The sequence below is a fragment of the Tannerella forsythia genome (assembly GCF_001006485.1).
Lineage (GTDB): Bacteria > Bacteroidota > Bacteroidia > Bacteroidales > Tannerellaceae > Tannerella > Tannerella forsythia.
Genome location: NZ_JUET01000134.1, coordinates 71943 through 96469 on the forward strand (window position 1 = coordinate 71943; position 24527 = coordinate 96469).

General features: G+C 45.9%; 16 protein-coding genes. 13 read left to right on the top strand and 3 right to left on the bottom strand.

The annotated features are described in order from the left end of the window. Window positions 1–7 precede the first annotated feature (7 nt). Complete coding sequence (lepA, locus tag Tanf_RS12865; protein WP_046826131.1) at window positions 8–1795, top strand: translation elongation factor 4; 1788 nt, start codon at window positions 8–10, stop codon at window positions 1793–1795. A gap of 285 nt (window positions 1796–2080) precedes the next feature. On the opposite strand, the gene Tanf_RS14960 is transcribed toward lepA, so the two are convergent. Further along, entirely contained in the window at window positions 2081–2353 is a 273-nt protein-coding gene (locus Tanf_RS14960) for a hypothetical protein (protein ID WP_140230642.1), read from the bottom strand. 322 nt (window positions 2354–2675) lie between these two features. Between Tanf_RS14960 and Tanf_RS12870 the strand changes: the two genes are divergently transcribed. Both Tanf_RS12870 and Tanf_RS12875 read left to right on the top strand, forming a co-directional pair. Further along, on the top strand, window positions 2676–5825 hold the full coding sequence (locus Tanf_RS12870; RefSeq protein ID WP_080948647.1) for a SusC/RagA family TonB-linked outer membrane protein: 3150 nt from the start codon (window positions 2676–2678) through the stop codon (window positions 5823–5825). A 12-nt stretch (window positions 5826–5837) separates the two neighbouring features. Beyond that, on the top strand, window positions 5838–7298 hold the full coding sequence (locus tag Tanf_RS12875; RefSeq protein WP_052299298.1) for a RagB/SusD family nutrient uptake outer membrane protein: 1461 nt from the start codon (window positions 5838–5840) through the stop codon (window positions 7296–7298). An 83-nt stretch (window positions 7299–7381) separates the two neighbouring features. On the opposite strand, the gene Tanf_RS12880 is transcribed toward Tanf_RS12875, so the two are convergent. Together Tanf_RS12880 and rlmD are read right to left on the bottom strand one after the other, a co-directional pair. After that, entirely contained in the window at window positions 7382–8788 is a 1407-nt protein-coding gene (locus tag Tanf_RS12880; protein WP_046826133.1) for an MltF family protein, read from the bottom strand. Beyond that, window positions 8781–10199 (bottom strand): 23S rRNA (uracil(1939)-C(5))-methyltransferase RlmD, encoded by a 1419-nt coding sequence (gene rlmD / locus Tanf_RS12885; RefSeq protein WP_014226085.1) that lies wholly within the window; start codon window positions 10197–10199, stop codon window positions 8781–8783. Before rlmD ends, Tanf_RS12880 begins: the two co-directional genes overlap by 8 nt. Before the next feature lie 173 nt (window positions 10200–10372). On the opposite strand from rlmD, the gene ppdK reads away from it, so the two are divergent. The 10 genes from ppdK (at window position 10373) to Tanf_RS12935 (ending at window position 24522) form a co-directional block, all read left to right on the top strand. Beyond that, window positions 10373–13093 (top strand): pyruvate, phosphate dikinase, encoded by a 2721-nt coding sequence (gene ppdK / locus Tanf_RS12890; protein WP_046826134.1) that lies wholly within the window; start codon window positions 10373–10375, stop codon window positions 13091–13093. A 168-nt stretch (window positions 13094–13261) separates the two neighbouring features. After that, window positions 13262–13651, top strand: a complete 390-nt coding sequence (locus Tanf_RS12895; RefSeq protein WP_046472598.1) for a LytTR family DNA-binding domain-containing protein — start codon at window positions 13262–13264, stop codon at window positions 13649–13651. Beyond that, window positions 13648–14307: an FHA domain-containing protein gene (locus tag Tanf_RS12900; protein WP_014226088.1), complete on the top strand. Its 660-nt coding sequence runs from the start codon at window positions 13648–13650 to the stop codon at window positions 14305–14307. The genes Tanf_RS12895 and Tanf_RS12900 overlap by 4 nt, the downstream gene beginning before the upstream one ends. Window positions 14308–14432: 125 nt before the next feature. Next, on the top strand, window positions 14433–14660 hold the full coding sequence (locus Tanf_RS12905) for a hypothetical protein (protein WP_014226089.1): 228 nt from the start codon (window positions 14433–14435) through the stop codon (window positions 14658–14660). A 152-nt stretch (window positions 14661–14812) separates the two neighbouring features. After that, window positions 14813–15163: an FHA domain-containing protein gene (locus Tanf_RS12910; RefSeq protein WP_231964149.1), complete on the top strand. Its 351-nt coding sequence runs from the start codon at window positions 14813–14815 to the stop codon at window positions 15161–15163. Window positions 15164–15182: 19 nt separating this feature from the next. Beyond that, entirely contained in the window at window positions 15183–15950 is a 768-nt protein-coding gene (locus Tanf_RS12915; RefSeq protein ID WP_046472599.1) for a PP2C family protein-serine/threonine phosphatase, read from the top strand. A gap of 80 nt (window positions 15951–16030) precedes the next feature. Further along, the gene (locus tag Tanf_RS12920; RefSeq protein ID WP_046826135.1) at window positions 16031–17908 is read left to right on the top strand and encodes a serine/threonine protein kinase; all 1878 of its coding nucleotides are present in this window, start codon (window positions 16031–16033) and stop codon (window positions 17906–17908) included. An 18-nt stretch (window positions 17909–17926) separates the two neighbouring features. Next, window positions 17927–18865 carry a hypothetical protein gene (locus Tanf_RS12925; RefSeq protein ID WP_046826136.1) on the top strand — a complete coding sequence of 313 codons (939 nt, stop codon included), beginning with the start codon at window positions 17927–17929 and terminating at the stop codon, window positions 18863–18865. A 15-nt stretch (window positions 18866–18880) separates the two neighbouring features. Continuing rightward, window positions 18881–21034 (top strand): Kelch repeat-containing protein, encoded by a 2154-nt coding sequence (locus tag Tanf_RS12930; protein WP_046826137.1) that lies wholly within the window; start codon window positions 18881–18883, stop codon window positions 21032–21034. Window positions 21035–21405: 371 nt separating this feature from the next. Next, entirely contained in the window at window positions 21406–24522 is a 3117-nt protein-coding gene (locus tag Tanf_RS12935) for a SusC/RagA family TonB-linked outer membrane protein (RefSeq protein WP_080948648.1), read from the top strand. The last annotated feature ends 5 nt before the right edge of the window (window positions 24523–24527 follow it).

Sequence of the window (24527 nt, forward strand, 5' to 3'; positions counted from 1 at the left end):
TGACATAATGAATCATATCCGCAATTTTTGCATCATCGCCCATATCGACCATGGGAAAAGCACTCTGGCCGACCGCCTGCTCGAATACACGAAGACCGTAGCTGCAAAAGACATGCAGTCGCAAGTGCTCGACAATATGGATTTAGAGCGCGAGCGAGGCATTACGATCAAAAGCCACGCGATACAGATGGAATACGAATATAAGGGAGAGAAATTTGTATTGAACCTGATCGATACCCCGGGACACGTTGATTTCTCGTACGAAGTATCCCGTTCGATCGCAGCTTGCGAAGGCGCTCTGCTCATCGTCGATGCGGCCCAGGGGATTCAAGCGCAAACGATCTCAAACTTGTATATGGCTATTGAGAACGATCTCGAAATTATTCCCGTGATCAATAAAATAGACCTCCCGAGTGCGATGCCTGAAGAAATCGAAGATCAGATCGTCGAACTGATCGGCTGTCCGAGGGATTCGATTCTTCGCGCCAGCGGCAAAACAGGGGAGGGTGTATATGATATCCTTAACGCCATTGTGGAGCGTGTGCCTCCTCCTTCGGGTGATCCGGAAGCTCCGCTCCAGTGTCTGATTTTTGACTCGGTGTTCAACTCGTTTCGCGGAATCATCGCCTATTTCAAAGTAGTGAACGGTACGCTCCGTCAGGGTGACCTTGTGAAGTTTATTGCTACCGGCAAAGAATATGATGCTGACGAAGTAGGTGTACTGAAGCTCGAAATGAGCCCCCGCAAAGAAGTACGCACAGGCGATGTGGGATACATTATCTCCGGTATCAAAACGTCGAAAGAGGTAAAGGTTGGAGATACGATTACGCATGTCAAACGGCCTGCCGCCGAAGCCATCGCTGGATTCGAGGAGGTGAAACCGATGGTCTTTGCTGGTGTGTATCCGATTGCTCCCGAAGATTTTGAGAACCTGCGCACCTCACTCGAAAAATTACAGTTAAACGATGCTTCTCTGACATTTCAACCTGAAAGTTCGGTGGCGCTGGGTTTCGGATTCCGATGCGGATTCCTCGGACTGCTGCACATGGAAATCATTCAGGAGCGTTTAGATCGCGAGTTCGACATGGATGTAATTACGACCGTTCCGAACGTATCGTACAAAGTGTACGATAAAAAAGGACTCTGTACCGAAGTACACAACCCCGGCGGCTTGCCCGATCCCACCCAGATCGACCATATCGAGGAACCGTTTATCCGGGCTTCCATCATCACACAAACGACGTATATCGGACCGATTATGACACTCTGCCTTGGTAAGCGCGGTATTCTCATCAAACAGGATTACATTACCGGTAACCGAATCGAGCTTTTCTACGACCTCCCGCTGGGCGAGATCGTGATCGACTTTTACGACAAATTGAAGAGCGTTTCGAAAGGATATGCGTCGTTCGACTACCATCTGCACGATTACCGGCCGGGCAAACTCGTCAAACTCGATATTTTGCTTAACGGTGAGCCGGTCGATGCCCTTTCTACTCTCACGCACTTCGACAACAGCGTTACCTTCGGCCGGCGCATGTGCGAAAAACTTAAGGAACTCATTCCGCGACAGCAATTCGACATCGCCATACAGGCGGCCATCGGAGCAAAAATCATTGCCCGTGAAACAATCAAAGCCGTTCGCAAGGACGTAACAGCCAAATGTTACGGCGGTGACGTTTCGCGTAAACGCAAGTTGCTTGAAAAACAAAAAGAAGGAAAAAAACGCATGAAACAGATCGGCACGGTTGAGGTGCCACAGAAAGCATTCCTTGCTGTCTTGAAGTTGGAATAGCAACCCAACCATTATCCATCTAACCACAACAAAAAAACGCTTCATCAGAAAAAAAACTTTGTATATGATATTTTTTATATCTTTGTCATCAAATATATGAAACGACCAAGGGCGTCAATCTCATAAAAACGAGACATGAAAGAGAAGAAGACAAACTTTAATATCTTGATGAACAATATTATAAAAAATGTTCATTCTCTTCGTGTGCACTATTCTGAAGGAAAGAAAGAGAGCTTGCCATCAATTATCCACCCCCCCCCCGTTAATATTATTTAACAAAAGCATCTATAGGCGTAGCTGCCTTTTCGTGTGGCAGAGCATTGGAGCAGGGAACCATTGCGTTACGACGTACTGGAGATTCGTACGCCCTGACACAAAGTCAGTAGAAAACAGTCCGGTATTGGCCGAATGCCAGAAAACATCGGGTGAAACGCGGGCGATTTCAGGCCTTGCGAGCCGACGTTGCGTTGCCTTCCGCTGGTCTTCCGTTCCATCCAACCGAAGTTCCGTTGAACCCAACGAAACTTGCATTAGAAAGAACGAATCTTGTTCAAACATCTCCCAAACACGCGTTGTATCGTCCCGAAGTTCTGTTGAACGCAACGAGCCACGCGTACGATTATATGGAGGCGTCGTGGGTGAGAACGAATGTTCTGTTGCTCCAATGAACCTTGTGGAAGGACACGTCTCTTTACTTTATAAACCCACTGTATTACAAATATTTACAACTTTTTTTTTTCAGAGAGGTAAAAACATGAATGTGATGGCAGAGATGATCTGGCAAAAAACATCCAGATGCCGAAAGCCAAACAACCATATACTAAGGATTGAACGAATGAAGAATGAGACATAAAAAATTAACTGTTAAACATTTTAAGGTATGAGACAAAAAATCTTTTTACTAATGGCCTCCCTCCTTATAGGAGCAGGGTCTGTGATGGCTCAGACACAGGTGCAGGGCACCGTGGTCGACGAGCAGGGAGAACCGGTAACGGGAGCATCCATCGTGCTCAAAACCGACCGTTCGAAAGGAACGATTTCCGACATCGATGGTAAGTTTACCCTTTGGGTACCCAATGGATCGACATTAGTCTTTTCGTTCGTAGGTTTTAAGACGCAGGAGGCTGTGGCACAGCCGGACATGAAGATTACCCTGATGGGCGATACCGAAACCTTAGACGAAGTCATTGTTGTCGCTTACGGTACGGCCAAAAAATCCGCTTTTACGGGCTCGGCATCTAAAGTAGATGCAGCCTCTTTACGTGAATCGGCGGCAATATCTCCTATCAGTGCGCTGCAAGGGAAAGCTGCCGGGGTAACCATCTCGGAAAGTTACGGACAACCCGGCTCAATGCCAACGATACGTATACGGGGAGTAGGCTCCATTACCGGAAATCGTAGTCCATTGTATGTCATAGACGGTATCCCGGTATTGGCCGGTGACGTGACATCAACCCAGACTTCAGCTTCTGTACTGAACCTGATTAACCCCGAAGACATTGAGTCGCAAACGATTCTCAAAGATGCTGCCGCAACGGCCCTCTACGGTTCGCGTGGAGCCAACGGTGTGGTGCTGATTACAACAAAATCAGGGCGGAGAGGAAAAACACATATCGCATTTACGGCAGAATACGGAACAAGCGATTTTGCCACTCCGCATGCATTGGACTATATGGATGCCGGACAATACGCACAGTATACATGGGAATCGCTGAAAAACAAATACCTCTATGACAGAAAAGCCATGCCGGAACAGGCAAAAGCGGATACTTACGAAAGTTTGCTGCCCGAAGCCGAACGTTATGCCTACCGGAATCTTGCTGCCGCAAGCGGACTGTATCATCCGGACGACCCGTTTGACGGAACATTCAATTATAAAAACATGACGCCCGAACAGCAGAAAATGTTTATCACCAACCCACGCATCGTCAATTGGAAAGATGCCATTTTCAAGACGGGAGCCGTGCAGAAATATGACTTATCGCTGAATGGAGGAGGAGACAAGACCACGTATTATGTCTCGTTCGGATACCTCAAAAACGATGGGCTAGTGCAGGGTAGTGTTTTTGAACGTTTCTCCGGAGCCCTCTCGTTGAATCTCAAACTCCACGACCGCGTACTCTTGAAACTGAGCGAAAAACTAAGTCGTGCAAGACAAGACGGAGCCTTGTCAAACGGTAGTTATTACGCCAACCCCATGTTTGCATATTACGGAGTAAATCCGTCGGCTCCGGTAACCTTATCCGATGGATCGTATAATAACCTCGCCGGATTCAGCAACAAATTCCCCAACCCAATTCTCAATCAACAGATGAACGAAAGAATCAATAAAACGATGCGTTCTTTGACCCATATCGGGCTGGAAATAACCTTTACTGATTGGTTGAAATTCACATCGACAAATGGGATTGATTTTATTTTTTCCGACGACCGCCGTGTCATTGACCCCAGAAGCAACGACGGGTTGAAAGAGCAGGGACATCTGTCGCGATACAAACGTGACCTCTGGGACCTGACAACCTCCAACCTGCTCGTGTTCGACAAAGGATTCGGAAAACATCATGCCAATATCCTTGCAGGCATGGAATATAAAAATTATACGTCAAACAGAATTGGAGCCAGTACCAAAACATTCGGCACATACAAGTTGATGTATCTCTCGAACGGAGCCGTCAAAGACGACATCTCTGAAACGATCGGCGACGATAGACTGATTTCCTATCTGTCAAAAATCGACTACAATTATGATCAAAAATATTTCGGTTCTCTTTCGTGGCGCCGTGACGGCAGTTCGAGGCTTTCACCGGATACCCGATGGGGAGATTTCTTTTCTACTTCGGCCGCCTGGGTTCTTTCGGAAGAGCACTTCATGAAACCCATTCAGTGGTTAGACATGCTGAAGCTGAAACTTTCGTACGGTACGACTGGAAATCTGCCCACAAAATATTACAGCACGCTAGGTCTCTATTCGATCTCTGAAAAGTATCTGGGCAAACCTGCTTTTCAGTTGTATCAGATTGAAAACAACATCTTAGAATGGGAAAAATCTTACACCTGGAACGGAGGATTCGATTTCAGAATCTTCGAGCGTTTCTCCGGGACGCTTGAGTTCTATCAAAAAAATACCAAAGGATTGATCAATAACTCTCCTCTCTGGTGGAGTACCGGATTTGAAACGTATACCGAAAACCGGGGAGAGCTTGAAAACAAGGGGATCGAGTTGGAATTTAATTCCGTCAACATCGAAACGAACGACTTCAAATGGAGCACACAGTTTAATTTAACTCATTATACCTCGAAAATCAAAAAATTAGATAAACCCATCGATAACTTTCCTTACTTCTACGGAGAAGGAGACGATATGTATACGTTCAAACTCAGGGAATGGGCCGGTGTGAACGCACAAACAGGACAGCCGCAATGGTACAAGAACAAGGAAATCAAAGATGCCAACGGCAATGTAACAGGAATTGACCGATCCCTTACCAGCAAAGCTTCCGAAGCGGAAAAAGTAAAAGTGGGAACAGGAATCCCCGACTTCATGGGAGGTTTGACCAATCGATTCGAATATAAAGGATTTGATCTTTCATTCCTCTTCATCTTCAAAAAAGGGGGTAAACTGTATGATCCAAAATCATTCAACCATACCGACGGAAGAACCATCGGAGAGTATAACATACGCAAAGACTCTTACGGCAAGCATTGGCAAAAGCCCGGAGATAATGCCGAATATGCACGCCTGATCTATGGGGCCCCAGATCAGGGATGGAACAACAGTAACAGACGTTTGATCGACGGCAGCTTTATCAAGCTCAAAAATATCACCTTCGGATATAACTTACCCAAGAAATGGCTTTCTAAGGCCTCTCTTTCGAATGTGCGGCTGTATTTTAATGCCACAGACATCTTTACACTCTTCAAAAAGAATTATATTGACCCTGAAGTCCCCCAAAGCGGTTACGGATTCGACTATACGGACGAATTTCCACCTTTGCGTTCTTTCAGATTCGGAATTAATATTAACTTATAAACTTAATCAGCTATGAAAAAAATAATTTGTTTCATTTCATTTCTCCTGTCTTTCTCCGCATGCAAAGATTCGGAATTAAATATAAACCCATCCGATTCGTTGGACAGCAGATCGGCCATCACAACCGTTGACGATCTGAATGCGGCAGTTTTAGGCGCATATAACCGAATGACGATCAACACCTACTATGACGGACAGTATCTGACTGCAGGCGATATGTTAGGTGATGATGCGCTGTCACCTTATTCGGGAAGCGGTTGGTTAAATACCTACTCGGATTACTCATGGACAAAGATCGCTTGTCCGACGAATCTCTATAAGCATATCTATAAACTGATTGCTCACATGAATGATGTTCTAGAAAGGAGTAAAAATCTTCAAGAATCTCCGGCAAAAACAAAACTGATAGCCGAGATAAAAGCACTGCGCGCAATGGTACATTTTGATCTGTCCAAACTGTACGGTCCTCTTCCGGTCAATTTGGGAAAAGGGAAGATCAAGGCCGATGCCCTATGTATTCCCATCATGGATGGCCCTAAGCCGATTAAAGAGCCAGAATCCATGCTACGCCAGCCGGTAACCAAAGTCTATGAATTTATCATCAAAGAGTTGGAAAATGCATTACCCAATTTGGAAACCGGAAAAATAAACGGTCGATTAGGACAGGATGGAGCAACGGCCGTGCTTGCTCGCGCCTATTTATACATGGGCAATTATGAAAAGGCATTCGAATACGCTGATAAACTCATCAAAAACAAAGCATATAGCTTGATTCCAAGAACGGAGTATGTAAAGAGTTGGAAAACAGCATATACTTCCGAGGCAATTTTTGAACTCGATGTTACACAGGAAGATAACAATGGTATCGCTTCTATTGGTTATTATGCATTAGCAGACGGAACACAGGGATATAAAGATATATCGTCAAGCCCTCATTTCGATGAGCTGAAAGCACAAGATCAGGAAGATGAACGATTCAAGCTATTTGTTTGGTATGAGGATAATAAAGGGTCCGGATTCTTCCCGACGCCTAAATATCCAGGTAGAGAAATGTATGCAGTCAACAATATCAAAGTTTATCGTCTGTCCGAAATATATCTGATTGCTGCCGAAGCGCTGCTGAAACTCGGAAGAGGCAGTGAAGCCGCAATATTACTTAACTCGTTGAGAAAAGAACGGACAACAACCGAACCGGAAAAGTATACCGCTGCATTAACCATCGATGATATTTTGTATGAGAGAAGATTGGAACTCTTCGCGGAAGGACACAGAGCATGGGACTTGTGGAGGAATCAAAAACCGGTCGTGAGATGGCGTAATGCTGATGAAAAAGATAAATATAAATTTCGTAAAGACCGATCGGAAGGAGTTATCGAATTTGATTATTTCAAAAACATCCTGCCCATTCACGAAGAACAACTCTTTCTGTTGCCCGATAATCTGAGAGACCAGCAACAGAACCCGGGATACTAAAAAAAGAATAATACTTTATCAAACAGTGCAGAGAAGACAACGTTTTCTCTGCACTGTTTCTATTCGTATCGAAAGAGGTACGATCAACGGTTCTCAAGGCTTTCCGTTTCTTTCCGGTAGTATTCATAGCGGTTTAGCACGTCGGAGACATAGTTATAGGTCTCCGTACCGCGCAGATAACCGAATTTGCACACCGAATCGGTATAATACTGCGCTTCGGCTTTCAAGCGAATAAACTCGGCCACATGATCGCTCCATACGTTCGGATTACGCCCGTACTTCTGCGCCAGTCTTTGCGCATCATAGATATGTCCGATTCCGGCATTGTAAGAAGCAAGCGTAAGTTTAATCCGTTCGAGCGAGTCGAGTGAAGCAAATCCTTTTCCAAAACGGCGCAGGCATTCTATCGCAGCTTGTACGTTTTTCTCCGGGTCTTGCATGTCTCCCGCGTCGAATCCCAGCCCTCGTGCAGTAGCCGGCAAGATCCCCATCAATCCCTCGGCACCACTCCAGGCAACAATCTGGGGTTGAAAATGGGACTCCTGATACGCAATCGATGCCAGCAAACGCCAATCCCACCCCAGTCGACCGGCATAACGCTTGAACAGGTCGTCATACGGAGAGATCTGTCCGTTCGCGACCTTGGGCATATCGATCCTGTTTAGTGATACTTTCGAAAGCTCAAAGTAACGTTTGATCGCCGACCGGTATGAACTTTTTCCGGTCATGTTCGACGCCCACGCATTAATGGCCGAAGCCAGTTGCGAACAGCTTCTGCGCACAGCCCACGAAGAGCGCTGCTTAAAACTGATCTGCAGACTGATATCAATATTACGGTAATATGTGCGATTCAGTCTGGCCACATCGTCTTCACACACCGTGTAATCGATCTTGCCTTTGGCCACCATTTCAATCAGGTCTTCCGACGATACGGTGTCTTTATCGATATTGACAATACGAATCCCTCCCCCCAACTCGCTGTTAAGGTTCTCAAGTCGCTCACGATAGCGTCGATACGGTTTTATGCAGACTTCTTTTCCGATTAATTGCGTCACATCCTTCAAAACCGTATCTCCATGTCCGGTGCGCTGAACGATAACCAAATTCGATTGCCGCTCATAGCCGCAAAAAAGCATCTGTTCTTTCAACTTATTATCGATGGTAATCGGGTAAGCCGCCACATCGGCCTCGCCCGACAGCAACATCTCCATCAGACGGGTAATGTTTTCGGCGACCTTAATATTTAAACGCAATCCGTGCTGGCGGGCAAAGCCGGCAATGAGATCGTACTCGTACCCCATCGCCTGCATCTTATATTGGAAATACGACGTGGAACTGTTGAGTGTCACAGCGGTAATCTCTCCCTTTGCTTGGATGGACGGCCAGTCATCCGAAGTGGCGTCACTCTGAGAACGGCTTCCTCCACTGTAGCATCCGCACAGCAGGAGAAACAAAAAGAGAAGCAGGAAAAAAGAGGTATTTCTATGCATTTTTTTTACGAAGTAAGGCTACATTCTCTACATGATGCGTATGCGGAAACATATCGACCGGCTGAATTTTCACGACGTCGTAATACCAACCGATCCGTTCGATGTCGCGTGCTTGCGTGGCCGGATTACAACTGACGTAGACTATTTTTTCAGGTGACGCCTTCAAGATCGTATCAATCACGTCGTTGTGCATACCCATACGTGGAGGGTCGGTGATGACTACGTCCGGCCGTCCATGGTCTTCGATAAAAGCTGTCGTGAGCAGATCTTTCATATCGCCGGCAAAGAACGTTACATTGTCAATGCCGTTCAGTTGCGCATTTACCTTCGCATCCTCAATTGCTTCGGGTACATATTCGATACCTATGACCTTGCGGGCTTTACGGGCAATGAAATTGGCAATTGTTCCGGTACCGGTATAAAGGTCATAAACCGTTTCAGTACCGGTCAGTCCCGTAAATTTCCGAACCACATCATACAGTCGGTAAGCCTGTTCACTGTTTGTCTGATAGAAAGACTTCGGCCCTACCTTGAATTGTAAATCCTCCATCCGCTCCATCAAATGATCTTTACCACGATATAATTCGATATCAAGGTCGGTCAGCGTATCATTCCGTTTCCTGTTGATGACGTACATCAGTGACGTAATTTCCGGTATTTGCTCCAGCAGATGCTCCAACAACGCTTCACGGAGCGCTTGATCTTCTTTGAAGAAAGCCAGCACGACCATCAGCTCACCGGTCGAAGCGGTACGTATCATTAACGTACGCACAAAGCCTTCCTGATTTTTCAAGTCGAAGAATGGATAGCCTTCATGCGTCAGACAAAAATTTTTCACACATAGCCGAATCCGGTTCGACACATCGTCCTGCAACCAGCAACGCCGGATGTCGAGCACCTTATCGAACATGCCCGGAATATGAAATCCCAGCGCGTTCATTTCCGTATATTCGATACCGGAAGCCACCTCCCGTTCAGTCAGCCAGCGCTTATTTGAAAATGTAAACTCCAGTTTATTACGGTAATGCGTCGTACGCTCCGAACCGAGAATCGGCAGCACCTCTCCTATCGGCACTTTCCCGATTCGCGTCAGACTATTCGTAACTTGTGTTTGTTTGTAACGCAGCTGCTCTTCATAAGGCAGATGTTGCCATTTGCAGCCTCCGCATACGCCGAAATGTTCGCAAAAAGGAACTACCCGTTTCTCGCTGTACTTATGGAATGCGATAGCATTTCCCTCTGCATAATGACTTCGTTTACGGGTCAGACGGATATCTACTACATCCCCCGGTGCCGCCCATGGCACAAAAACAACCATTTCATTCACTTTGGCAATTGCTTTGCCTTCGGCTGCAACATCCGTGATCTCTACCTCTTCCAGTATCGGGAGGGGGGTCTTTTTTCGTGTCAAATCTGTGAATAATTAAAAATTCGCCACGCAAATATAAAAACTAACTTTCGGATAGAATCAAAAATAGTTTTAAAACATAAAAATATCATTGCGCTTTATTTGGAAATCAGCAATAAAAACAGCTATATTTGCATTGTGGAGATGTCAATGACTTATCATAATTCAACAAATATATGGAAATAAAGAGAGTTTACACCTTTGGCAACGGAAAAGCCGAAGGGCGGGCAGATATGCGGAATCTGCTGGGTGGAAAAGGAGCCAACTTGGCAGAAATGAACCTGATCGGAGTGCCCGTTCCTCCGGGATTTACCATCACAACCGATGTCTGCAACGAGTATTATAAAATCGGAAAAGAAAAAGTGGTGGAACGATTGCAAGACGAAGTGAAAAATGCGGTAGCTCATGTCGAATCATTCATGCACTCAAGGTTGGGAGATGTAGAGAACCCTCTACTCGTCTCGGTACGTTCCGGAGCCCGGGCTTCGATGCCCGGGATGATGGATACGATTCTGAATCTGGGGCTCAATGACGAAGTGGTCGAAGGGCTGGCGCGTAAGACGAACAATCCGCGCTTTGCATGGGATTCGTATCGCCGCTTCGTACAGATGTACGGCGATGTGGTACTGGGAATGAAACCCGAAAACAAAGAAGATATCGACCCCTTCGAGAAAATCATTGAAGAGGTAAAGAAAGCCAAAGGGGTCACACTTGATCATGAGCTTGATGTAGAAGGACTGAAAGAGCTGGTAGTGAAATTCAAAGCAGCCGTAAAGAGACAAACCGGCTGTGACTTCCCGACGTCTGCTTATGAACAGCTGTGGGGAGCCATCTGCTCCGTCTTTGACTCCTGGATGAACGAACGCGCTATTTTATATCGTAAGATGGAAGGCATCCCGGCTGAATGGGGAACGGCCGTCAATGTACAAGCCATGGTTTTCGGTAACATGGGAGCAACTTCTGCTACCGGTGTTTGTTTCTCACGTGACGCAGCGAACGGCGAAGACTTGTTTAACGGCGAATACCTCATCAATGCACAAGGCGAAGATGTGGTAGCCGGTATCCGTACACCTCAACAGATCACCAAAATCGGTTCGCAACGTTGGGCGGAACTGGCCGGAATACCTGAAGCGCTCAGAGCAGCCGAATATCCTTCGATGGAAGAAGCCATGCCCGATATATACAAAGAATTAGATGCGATTCAGACAAAATTAGAAAATCACTACCGCGACATGCAGGACATGGAATTTACCGTGCAGGAGGGCAAACTCTGGTTCCTGCAAACCCGTAACGGAAAACGTACCGGTGCGGCGATGGTGAAAATTGCCATGGACCTGATGCGTCAAGGCATGATTGATGAAAAAACGGCATTGAAACGTATCGATGCGAACAAATTAGACGAGCTGCTTCATCCTGTATTTGATAAAGAAGCGTTAAAGAAGGCGAAAGTGCTGACACGCGGACTTCCCGCTTCGCCGGGAGCAGCTGCCGGACAGATCGTATTCTTCGCAGATGATGCGGCGAAATGGTACGATGAAGGACATAAGATCGTACTTGTACGTATCGAGACATCCCCCGAAGATTTGGCGGGTATGGCCGTGGCCGAAGGTATCCTGACCGCTCGCGGAGGAATGACCTCGCACGCTGCTGTCGTAGCTCGTGGCATGGGAAAATGCTGCGTATCGGGAGCAGGTGCATTGAACATCGATTATAAGAATCGTACGGTCGAAATAGACGGAACGGTATTGAAGGAAGGCGATTATATCTCCATCAACGGTACGACGGGCGAAGTGTATAAAGACGAGGTGCATACGCAAGCCGCCGAACTGCTCGACGACTTTGCAGAGCTTATGAGACTGGCGGATAAGTATACCCGTCTTAAAGTGCGTACAAACGCCGACACACCGCACGACGCAGAAGTTGCACGCAGATTCGGCGCCGTAGGTATCGGATTGTGCCGCACGGAACATATGTTCTTCGAAGGCGATAAAATCAAAGCCATGCGTGAAATGATTCTCTCCGAGAATGCCGAGGAACGAAAGAAAGCATTGGCAAAAATCCTGCCCTATCAACAGGCCGATTTCAAAGGGATTTTCAAAGCCATGGCCGGATATCCCGTTACGGTTCGACTGCTCGATCCGCCGTTGCACGAGTTTGTACCTCACGATCCGAAAGGTCAGCAGGAACTGGCCGATGCAATGGGCGTAAGTGTGGAATACATCCGGCAGCGCGTGGATGCCTTGCATGAACAGAATCCGATGCTCGGACATCGGGGATGCCGTCTGGGAAATACGTATCCCGAGATCACACAGATGCAGACACGCGCGATCCTTGGGGCTGCGCTCGAACTCAAAAAAGAAGGCATCTCAACGTATCCCGAAATCATGGTGCCACTCACCGGCATCGTATACGAATTCAAAGAACAGGAAGAAGTGATTCGCGCCGAAGCGGAAGCGCTCTTTGCCGAACAGGGAGATAAAATCGATTTTAAGATCGGTACGATGATCGAAGTGCCGCGTGCTGCTCTGACAGCAAATAAGATCGCCTCGAAGGCCGAATTCTTCTCGTTCGGAACGAATGACCTGACTCAAATGACCTTTGGCTATTCACGTGATGACATTGCTTCTTTCCTCCCGATTTATCTGGAAAAGAAAATTCTGAAGGTCGATCCGTTCCAGGTACTCGATCAGAATGGAGTCGGACAGTTGATTCGCATGGCCACGGAAAAAGGTCGAGCCGTACGTCCGGACTTGAAGTGCGGCATCTGTGGGGAACATGGAGGAGAGCCTTCGTCCGTAAAATTCTGTCATCAGGTAGGATTGGATTACGTAAGCTGTTCGCCTTTCCGCGTATCGATTGCACGCATTGCAGCCGCTCAAGCTGCGATTGAAGGATAATACGGACAGTCCTTCTTTTAGGAATCTTTTAGAAAAAAAGAAATTAAGGAGTATGTCAGACCAACAGTGATTGCTGACATGCTCTTTTTTATCTTTTTTCTTTGGATAGATCGTAGAAAAAGCCTACTTTTGCTCCTCAATAATGACTATACCTGCTAAATAAAAAGGATGGATCGGTATTTGATCATAAAAACGAGAGATGAGTTGTTGCGCATGCGCATCAGCAACATACTTTATCTCGAAGCAGATCGGAATTACACTAAACTGCTATTGACAGAGGGTATTCAGTTTACATTTGCAATCAATATCGGAAAAATCGAAAGAATGTTGGATACACAAGCTTCAGACTCCGGATCACAACTTGTCCGAGTAGGCAAAAGCTATATCATCAACAAAAATTATATCTTGCAAATTAACTTGCCGAAACAAAAATTGTTGTTGCTCGTGCCGGGTTCGAAACCTCGCGAATTAATTGTACCCAGAGAGCCACTGAAAGCATTGAAGGAGAGTTTGGAACAAGATGCGCTAATCACTGCAAAAAGCAAAGACTCACGATGATTATCCGGATCGGTAAAGCAAATGACAATGACTTTGTAGTAAACGACGTACATGTAAGCCGGTATCATGCACGGTTGATCCGCGATGAAAACGGTCGTCTTTTTATTGAAGATACGGACTCCGCAAACGGCACCTATGTCAATGGTGACCGTGTAATCAAAAAAAGAGTCACGCCCTCTGATGTCATTATGCTCGGAGATCATTATGTCCTCGAAATACAGGCCGTTTTGAAATCGGATAACGACTACAGTGAAGAATTTGCGGCCTTAAAACCTGTCTATGAACGATATATCAAAGAAAAGATACGAATCCAGTCTACCAATCAGTTCAAGACACGTATCTTCCAATCACTGCCTTTTGCTTTTGTCGGAGTGGCAGGACTTGTTATCGGAGTTCTCGGAAAACATCTCCAAGGTGTTTTTATTGGCAGTTTGGCATTGGCCGTATGTGCACCTACCCTGGGTATTTACCTCGGAGCCAGGCAATCCGCCAAAATCCCGGCTTTGATGCAACGCCTGTCCAATCAGTTCAAAATCGATTATGTCTGTCCAAAATGCGGAACGTTCCTCGGCGAAATCCCCTGGGAGTCTCTGGCCAATAAAAAGCAATGCTCCGTCGGTTCATGTCGCGCAAAATGGGTAAAAAAAACAGCATGATGCATATAAAACAATGATTTTGTACAATAATCTCCCTGCTTCGTACGTTAATGGTTAAGAATTAAATCACATACGATTTTAATGCTTATCTTTGTGACAGAATAACGAATAAAAAACAGAAAAAGATGGACATGGACAATGAACATACATTCGTAACGATAGACAATGACGTGAATGAAGTCTTGCTGATCGACGTCAATGAAACGACCGTGAGTGATTTCGTAATGGTGGACGAGGTGCTTGACGATACCGATTTCATCACGCTTTCCGACGATGTGGAAATCGCTTCTTACGAAGATATTATCGACATTACTTCGGGAATGGATGACGCTGACGTTTCAATCATTGTATGATTCCGGTAAAATGCCCGCATTGTAAGGTCGGTTTAAAAGTTGATGAAACAAAAATTCCCGAAGGAATCGCTTCATTTAAATGTCCAAAATGTCGGCATGACATTCCGGTATCTTATTTAAAACACGAACAATCGGCCGATTCCGAAACCGTTTTGATCCGGCCTGTTCGGAAGGAATGCGGCTGGTTAATTGTGGTCGCCAATCCGGACACCCCGGAACAATTGTTCCCTTTGTGTGAAGGAATCTTTATTATAGGACGTAAAGCTTCTGTGTCGGAAGCGACGATCTGTATCGAAACCGAAGATAAAGAGATGAGCCGAAATCATCTCCGAATAGAAGTAAAGAAAGACAGCCGGGGAAGCTACATCCATATGCTCTCCGACTATCGGAGCAAGAATCACACGCAATATAACGGCCGCTATTTAGATAAAGACGAAGTGGTGGTCCTGAAAGATAACGACGAAATCAAAATCGGACATACACACGTTCGTTTTAAGGAGTAACTCATCGCTTATTGAAACCATGCATATAACGCTCGGAACGCCATATGCCATCTGTGAAAAAGGAAGAAGACCGAACAACGAAGATGCAATCTATCCTTCCTCTCAGACGATAGCGCGTTCACAACAGAGGCTCTTTATCGTATGCGATGGTGTTGGCGGTGCGGAAAAAGGTGAGATTGCCAGTTCGCTGGCATGTGAATCTTTTCAGACTTTCTTTTCCACGTTTATTGAAAAAGATGCTACCGACGAATTGATTCAAAAGGCTGTCCAGTATACTGAAATACGTTTTGATGAATACCTCTCAATACACCCGGAAGCAGAAGGCATGGCTACCACACTTACAATGCTCTACTTTGGAAATAAGGGGGTCACGGCCGCACATATCGGTGACAGTCGAATCTATCAGTTCCGAGACGGAAAGCCGGTCTTTCGGACGGAAGACCATTCGCTGGTTAATTTTTGGATAAAGACAGGCAAAATCACTCAGGAAGAAGCTCTGCATCACCCTCAAAAAAACATCATCACCCGAGCGATCACAGGCTCTGCCAATCCGACCGAAGCAGACATCGCGTTCCTGACGGATATTCAACCCGACGATTGTTTTCTCATGTGTACGGATGGAGTTACCGAGTGCCTGCCGGACAATGATCTATCCTCTCTTTTTATCCGACCTTGCATGCCTGAAAAAGTAAAAGATACCCTGGTGGAAACATGTTATGAAAAAGCCCGTGATAATTATTCTTTCTATCTTTTACCTGTCTTAAAGGTGCAAAATTCATCCAGTTGATAAGTAATTTATTCGATCTTTTTCATTCTTTCATCTAAAAAATGTATCTTTGTTGCGAAATCTGATTACTGTAAGTAATTATGAATTTGCCGAACGGATATTGTTTGCAGAAAGGCAAGTATTGTCTAACGAGAGTCATCGGCCAGGGAGGATTCGGAATCACCTATTTGGGCGAGTGGAGCACTGAGGTCAAAGGTGAACTCGGAGCAGTGGAAACGACCGTGCCTATTTGCATTAAAGAGTATTTCTTTAAAGATTATTGCTTTAGAGATGAGGATTCTTTTGAGGTCAAAGTACACTCCGCAACCGGCAAGATCCTTTTTGATAAGTTCAAAGAGCGACAAATCAAAGAAGCCAAAATTCTTTCCGAAGTACATCATCCGTATATCGTGAATGTGTTGGAAGTCTTTGAAGAAAACAACACAGCCTATATCGCGATGGAACATATAGCAGGCTGTTCATTGAAATCCATGTTGAGTGTGCAGGCCGTACTGCCGGAGTCGAAAGTGCTCAAGTATGTCGCACAGATCGGGAAGGCGCTGGAGTTTGTCCATCAGAAAAATATCCTGCACCTTGATATCAAACCCAACAATATCTTAATCGATAAGAACGACAACGCCCGATTGATCGATTTTGGCGTCAGTAAGCGCTACGATCTCGAAGAACAGGAGGCATGCACAACGACGCTTACGCTATCAAAAGGATTTGCATCGATCGAGCAGTACGACGATGAGGGCACGGTAAATTTCTCCCCCTGTCCCGATGTTTATTCCTTAGGTGCCACCATGTATAATCTGCTGACCGGCGTGATTCCGGTCGAATCGATTTTAAGAGCGACAAAGCCTTTAGTTCATCCATCGGAATTGAATAAACAGATCTCTCCGAAAACTGAGGCCGTCGTACTGAAAGCGATGCAAGTGAATCCGAAAGATCGCTATCAGTCAATAAAAGAAATGATGGACGCTCTGGACATTCCACCGTTTATCGAAAGTAAAGAAAGCGTAAGTCTCTCGAAAAAAAAAGAATACAAAGCGGAACAATCTGTAGAGGAGAATGAAAGCACACAATTGGTAACTGTTTCTCATAAGCCTCCCGGATGGACAGACCGTGAAGAAACGATTTTTATACCTTCGAAAACGAAGCAATCCAAACAACGGCGTACAAAAAGTAAACGACGGATTTTATTGCCCTTGTTAATCTTTGCGTTTGCCGGTATGGGGTGGGCTGTGTCCTACCTGTTTCGTTGGAACGATAGAAGCACAACATTCACCAACAACAAGTTAGTGGCAGACGCCTCAACACAACAGCACGAACCGATCATTCCGACCGGTCTCCAGCCTCAGGGAGAAAGACCATTAACGGAACAATCTCTTTCCGAAGTGACGAATGAAATCCATAAAGCGGAGCAAACGGAGAAAAAGGAACGAAACGAGACCGTCGCTCCGGTAAAGAAAGAAGAGAAATCGGAGAAAACAACGACAAGCAGAGAATCGGATAAGAAAGGCTCTGAAGAAGCATCAAACGCAAAAAAAACAGAAGAAGAGACCGAACGGATGAACGCAAATTATGCGGCATTGTTGACATCCGGAAAAACGAAAATGGATCAAGGTCATTATGTTGAGGCGAAAGAAGATTTTACAAAAGCCAAAGAAATAAAAATTACCGAAGATGTCGTTCGTTTATCGTTAGCTTGTGAGGAGAAAATAGAAGAAAAAAATATTGCCGCTCGGATCGCATTGTATGAATCGGGAATGACTTTTGGCAACTACACAATTGTCCGGAAAAAACAAAACGGACGTTATGGGGCAATTGATGCCAAAGGGATCGAACGAATCAAATGCACTTATCTGAGTGTGGGACGGTCGGAGAGCGGACGAGCTTTTGAGCGTGAAGACCATCTGTACGATATTTATAACTCAAACGGAGTATTGGTCGGGAAAGGACTTACGACCTACTAATAACAAAGAAAAGGATACATGAAAATATGGATGTGGATTATATTCGGATGTTTATTACTATCCTCCTACGCCGGAGCACAGCGACAGACCGAATATAACCGTAGAGGAGACGAAGCGATGAAACGTAACGATTATCGGGATGCAAAAATGTGGTATGAAGAAGGCGTTTCATACTGCGATCAGTACAGCATTCATCAACTTACTGAAATATGGCTGAAAGATGAAACGATGCATGTTTCGATGCGTACGGTGATGAGCAAATGCTTGAACTGTCTGAATGAATACGCAACGGAACGAGACACATCAGCCATTCGGAAATTGATCCTCTATTACACCCAAGGGATCGGGACCTCTGAGAATCGGACAACAGCCGGCTACTGGCGCAAACAGCTCGAAGATATACGCCGTTCAAACACTCTTCCCCCTACCCCTCCGAAGAAACCCAAAGAGCCTATGCGTTTCTTTGCCGGATACGATTTCTCTTTATTAGCTCCATACGGTATTCGGTTCGGTGGAATAAACAGTAGGATCGGTTGGTATGTAAAATTACATTCGAATCTTTCTTTTCAAGGGTATAATGAAGAATGTCGTATCGATGGACATACCTTCGTCATTGAGGGCATGGAACAATATTACGGTCCGACAGGAACAACGAAAGCCAATGTGATGACGGGATCAGTGGGTCTTATGTTAAAGACCGTAGAGAATCTATACACATCTTTGGGAGCAGGGTATTGGCAACGAGATGTATTGCGCGAATACAAAATTGTAAACGATGAAGGCATCATGCAGTCAACAGAATGGGCAAAAGATCGATACACCTCGAAAAAAGGAATTAAAATAGACTTGGATGTCACCTGTTTCTTAAAAAACAAACGCTTCTATGTTTCGGGCGGATGCAGCGCTTTTAATTTCAAGTACTTCTATCCGAATGCGGGAGTTGGCTTGGTTTTCTAAAAAAATGAACAAACAATGAGACAGACGAAACACTATATATTTCTGATTGTCCTTTTCTGCGGTTTTTTTTATGGATGCATTGACGATCCGAAGGTAGAACCGGGAATACAAAACGCAAAAATTCCCCAATTGGGAACAACCGTAAAAATAGAACGCACGGCTACCTCCATCACATTGACAGCCTCGGTCGAGAAGGCCAACGGTGCGGCAGTGGAAGAGCGCGGATTATGCTGGTCAAAAAAAAGCAGTCCCACCGTTCGCCCTGACAGTGCTCAAGCCTTCGGTAAGGGATTGGGTGAATTTAGCGGCACGATCGAAAATTTATCTAATAATACAACATATTATATCCGTCCATATGCCAAAAACCTGAAAGGCATCGCCTATGGAGAAGAGAGTAAGGTCTCGACTAACACGGGATTGGGATCGGTTCGTACGTTTGTAATCATAGACAGTGTACGTGCTAAAACGGCGCTATCCGGAGGAAAAATAGAATTGCACGGCGAAGGGGCTGTTCTTGCTCGCGGGGTGTATTATTCAACATCATCATTGATGCTTCCGAAAGATTCTGTTCTAAGTACGATGGATACCGATTCATTCATCTGCCGAATCAGCGGTCTGAGAGCATCTACGAAATATTACGTTCAGGCATTTGTAAGAAATCGATTCGGTTATTATGTTGTGTCCGGACCTCTTCGAACATTCCTGACAGGAGATGGTTTGCCGACAGTTTCATCTGTAACCATTCTAAAAAGAGGCTATACGACAGCCACCTTCTCTGCTACCGTGGTGAAGGAAGGAGATGCTTCCGTTATTCAACGCGGTTTCTGCTGGAGCACGAAGAAAAATCCCACCATCGAAAATGCGACGTATGATGACAAATGCGGCGTGGGGATCGGCACTTTTAAAATAGAATGCGAAAACCTGATTTCGCGACAGAAATATTATGTACGAGCGTTTGCTCGAAATAAAGAATTCGGTATTTCATACAGCGGACAAGATTCGTTCATCACAAAAAGCAATATCCCGACTGTCACTACGACAGAGTTAAAAAACATCTTGAAAGGAGCAGTTACAGTGGGCGGAAAGATCGAAGAGGCGGGACAAAGTGCCGTGAAAGCGTGTGGAATCTGCTGGTCTGCAACCGTCGCGAATCCTACCCTCACGAATGCCGAAGTATTAGAAATTGAACCGAATGCCGAAGGCGTTTTCAGCAGTCAGATTGCCGGTCTGCAAGGAGGTGTAACGTATTATTTCCGAGCTTATGCAACGAATAATGAAGGAACTTCATACGGGGAGATCAAAGTGAAAACAATGCCTCTCGTTTTCAAGGGGAATCTAAAAACGTTTCAAGGCGCTCCCCGCATCCAAAATTCTCCGGCATACTTCTCCATCAGAGACTGGGGATATATTCTCGGAGGGGATATCGGCCCTCAATATACGGCTGAACTCCATTACTATAATGCCACTACGGACGAATGGAGAGCGATGCTGCCACATCCGGAAGGTCCGGTCAAATGGCAGACGGCTGTCGTGCATGACAGATCAGCCTTCATTTTCGGAGGAATGGCTGCCGATCGTAAAGCAAGAAACGATTTTTATCAATATAACTCATGGAGTAACACATGGTATGACAGATCGACGGCCATAAGACCGGATTCCTCCTATCTCTCGGTTGGCTTTGCTTTGAACGACAGTATCTGTTACGTAGGAGGTCGCAAAGACACAGTAAAGAACGAGGTATGGATGTACGAGGTCTCAGCCAATACATGGAAACGACAGCCCGATTTCCCTGTTCAACAATACGGAGGTATTGCCGTAACGATCGGGAATACGGCTTATGTCGGACTCGGTAAAAATGGAAGCGGTGTCTTCAATAAAGGGTTGTGGAAAACAACGAATGCCGCTTTATGGATACGAGAAACAACTTGTACCATCTCGACTAACGGTATTTTGGCCGGTGTGGCACATCATAATAGAATTTACATGGTGGATGAAGCGTATTACATCATCGAATATAATCCGTCTACGATGACATGGACGAAGAAATCGCAGCTGCCTCCCCAAGCAAGAGGTATTCACTGTATGTTTGTCATGAACGATCTGATCTACATCGGTCTTTCTCCGACTTCTACGACCATGATTTCTTATGATCCGACATGGGATAATTGAAGGTAGAAGCAACGACTCCGGATACAGCCTGTTTTGCATCTGCCTAAGGAAATATCATCGTGTTAATGTAGATTAAATTTGTTATCTATCGTGTATATGTGTACATTTGCAGCATAAATTGTAAAGAGCATCTAAATAATCCAAAAAGTTTCCGTGCCCTGACAGGTTGGGTTTCTATTTGTTTTTTTCATTTGCTCTTCTGTTTCGGGACAGATCATAATGATTATTTATCTGAATATGATAAAAAAATGAATAATACGATGTATTCTTTTCCCGTTTTGTGTAGCTTATGTCAGAAATGAAAAATGGATTAAATTCCTGAAAGTTGAACGTAACAGAACAATAATTATAACCTTATAAGGAAGAAAAACATGAAGCAGATTTTTAAGAGACAAACGAAATTTTATCGAAGGAAGCGTTTCGCCGCTTTTGGGGCGATCGGGCTACTCATTATGTTATGTTCGTCTACGGCTGTGTTTGCACAAGTTGCGATCAGGGGAACTGTGACGGATATCAATGACAATCCGCTGATCGGCGTCAACGTCTCCATCAAAGGTACGACGATTGGGAATATCACGGACTCGGAAGGTAACTATACGATGGAAGCGCCCGGCAAAAATTCGGTGGTCGTATTTTCTTTTATCGGCTTTCGATCTCAGGAAATTACGATCGGGAATCAGTCCGTTATCCGTGTTAAACTCGTTGAAGATACGCAAAAGCTCGAAGAAGTTGTTGTTGTCGGATACGGTACACAGAAAAAGGTGACGGTTACCGGTGCCGTAGCCAGTGTGACGGGCGAAGAGCTCCGGACTTCGCCGACAACCAACCTTTCCAACGGTATGATCGGACGCATGCCCGGAGTGATCGGCTTTCAGCGATCCGATGAACCCGGAGGCGGGGCAACGACGATCCGCATCCGCGGTACCAATTCCATCGGGAACAAAGAACCGCTCGTCGTAATCGACGGTATCCCAGACCGTTCGGGAGGACTGAACCGCATCAATCCGGATGAGATCGAAAGCATGTCGGTATTGAAAGACGCCGCAGGAGCGATTTACGGTTCGCGGTCGGCCAACGGAGTCATCCTGATCACGACCAAACGAGGCAAAGAAGGAAAACCGATCGTGACATTCAACGGAAGCTACGGCTACTCCTCCCCTACGCAACTCCCCCAAATGTGTAACGCATTCGAATATGCTACGATGCTGAACGAAATTACGGCTGGCACGTATTCCGACGACGAACTGCGCAAATTTCAGGACGGAAGCGACCCGTGGGGATTCCCGAATACCGACTGGTACAAGACGGTGATCAAGTCCGTTTCGCCGATCTACCGAAGTGATGTGGGCATCAGCGGAGGCACGGACAAGGTGAAGTATTATGTCAACTTTGCTGCCAATGGCGAAGACGGTATCTATAAACATTCGGCCAACCGTTACGATCAGTTTGGCATCCGTGCCAACCTTGACTTTAAACTGAGTCAATACGTCTCCTTAACGTATGGCAACACTTCACGTTACGAATATACACAATATCCCGCCAAGTCGGCCGGGAGCATCTTCTCGGCTATCCGCCGGAGCAAACCGACACTGAACGCCTATTGGCCGAGCGGAGAGATTGGCCCCGATATCGAGTATGGTGACAATCCTGCCGCGACGTCGACCGATGCAGCCGGATATAACCGACAGAAAAATTACTACATCCAGAACAATGCCACGCTGACCATTCAGTTTCCGTGGGTCGAAGGGCTGAAACTGACGGCTTCCGGGGCTTACGACAAACATTTCTACGGCGAAAAGAATTTCCGGAAGCCTGTACGCCTCTACTCATGGGACGGTGTGACCAGAAGCAGCGAAGGCCTCAAACCTTACGACGCATGGATCAGCGACCCGCAGCTCAACCAGATTCACCGAGATTACACCGACTGGCTGACGAACGCAGTGTTAAGTTACAACCGTACGTTCGGTGACCATACGATCGGTCTGACCGTCGGCATGGAAGGACAAAGCAAGGAGATGGATCAGTTACGGGCTTACCGAAGGTACTTCCTGTCCACTTCGCTCGATGAAATCAATGACGGTAGTGTAAAGGATCAAGAGACGGAAGGCTATTCGTGGAAAGAGACCCGTCTGAATTATTTCGGACGTGCGTCGTATAATTATCTGGAACGTTACTTGTTTGAGTTCGTTTGGCGGTATGACGGTTCATATCGTTTCCCTAAAAACAAACGCTACGGATTCTTCCCCGGTGCCATGGTGGCATGGCGCATCTCTGAAGAGCCATGGTGGAAAGAACAGGTAACATGGATAGATTACCTCAAACTCCGCACTTCGGTTTCGCAGACAGGGAATGATGTCCTGACGGATAATGACGGTAATACGGACCGATCCATCCAATACCTTAACTCGTTCGGATTTCAGACGAACGGTGTTATTTTCGACGGAAGTGAAGAGCGGCAGCTCTATCCTGTCCGCACACCGAACAAAAACATCACCTGGGAGCGGGGCACGACATGGGATATCGGAGCTGAAATGAAGTTCCTGAACAACCGTTTGAATATCGAGGGAGATTTATTCTACCACAAACGTACCGATATGTTGATTCCCCGTAACGCGTCGCTGCCCGAAACGGCCGGCATCACCTTGCCGCTTGAGAATCTCGGTGAAATGGAGAACAAAGGATTCGACGCTTTGATCAGTTGGAACGATAAAATCGGTAAGGTAGAATACGAGCTGGGACTGAATATGTCGTATGCCCGCAATAAAATTCTTTTCTGGGACGAGACACCGGGTATCCCCGAATATCAGAAATCGACCGGAAAACCTGTACCCACAAGCGGAACATTAGCGAACCTGATCAATCGTGCCGGGTTGTATTACAAGACCGACGGCGTATTCAACACGCAAGAAGAACTGGATAATTATCCGCACTGGACGGGAGCGCGACTGGGAGATATTAAATTCGTCGATTACAATAACGACGGTAAAATCAATGCCGACGACCGCGTCCGTTCCGATAAGAATCAGACGCCGCGCCTAGTGACAGGTTTCAACGTCGGACTGAGTTGGAATCATTTCGACCTGGCGATGCTTTTCCAGGCTGCTTTCGGAGCCGAGACCTATGTACAAACATGGTCGGGAACGGTTGGGAATTTCCTTAAAGAGTATTATGATCAACGATGGACACCCGAAAACCCGACATCCGAACATCCGCGTACTTATGAACGCGAACGACAGTACTGGATTTCAAACGCGAACGATTATTTCCTTCGTTCGAGCGATTATCTGCGTCTGAAGAACATGGAAATCGGATATACCATTCCCACGGATATGAGGCGTTACGGGATCTCGAAAATACGCATCTTTGCCAACGGACAAAATCTTTTTACCATCGACGGACTGCCCGGAGACCCGGAAAATACGGCGTCGAGTTTTGATTACTACCCGCAGCGGAAATATTTCAACTGCGGCATTTCTGCAACTTTTTAAAACAT

Coding starts and splice junctions, on each gene's coding strand:
- Tanf_RS12925 (WP_046826136.1), top strand. CDS start 17,927: ATGAAAATATGGATGTGGATTATATTCGGATGTTTATTACTATCCTCC.
- Tanf_RS12875 (WP_052299298.1), top strand. CDS start 5,838: ATGAAAAAAATAATTTGTTTCATTTCATTTCTCCTGTCTTTCTCCGCA.
- Tanf_RS12870 (WP_080948647.1), top strand. CDS start 2,676: ATGAGACAAAAAATCTTTTTACTAATGGCCTCCCTCCTTATAGGAGCA.
- Tanf_RS12935 (WP_080948648.1), top strand. CDS start 21,406: ATGAAGCAGATTTTTAAGAGACAAACGAAATTTTATCGAAGGAAGCGT.
- Tanf_RS12920 (WP_046826135.1), top strand. CDS start 16,031: ATGAATTTGCCGAACGGATATTGTTTGCAGAAAGGCAAGTATTGTCTA.
- Tanf_RS12880 (WP_046826133.1), bottom strand. CDS start 8,788: ATGCATAGAAATACCTCTTTTTTCCTGCTTCTCTTTTTGTTTCTCCTG.
- Tanf_RS14960 (WP_140230642.1), bottom strand. CDS start 2,353: ATGTTTGAACAAGATTCGTTCTTTCTAATGCAAGTTTCGTTGGGTTCA.
- Tanf_RS12915 (WP_046472599.1), top strand. CDS start 15,183: ATGCATATAACGCTCGGAACGCCATATGCCATCTGTGAAAAAGGAAGA.
- lepA (WP_046826131.1), top strand. CDS start 8: ATGAATCATATCCGCAATTTTTGCATCATCGCCCATATCGACCATGGG.
- Tanf_RS12905 (WP_014226089.1), top strand. CDS start 14,433: ATGGACATGGACAATGAACATACATTCGTAACGATAGACAATGACGTG.
- ppdK (WP_046826134.1), top strand. CDS start 10,373: ATGGAAATAAAGAGAGTTTACACCTTTGGCAACGGAAAAGCCGAAGGG.
- Tanf_RS12895 (WP_046472598.1), top strand. CDS start 13,262: ATGGATCGGTATTTGATCATAAAAACGAGAGATGAGTTGTTGCGCATG.
- Tanf_RS12900 (WP_014226088.1), top strand. CDS start 13,648: ATGATTATCCGGATCGGTAAAGCAAATGACAATGACTTTGTAGTAAAC.
- Tanf_RS12930 (WP_046826137.1), top strand. CDS start 18,881: ATGAGACAGACGAAACACTATATATTTCTGATTGTCCTTTTCTGCGGT.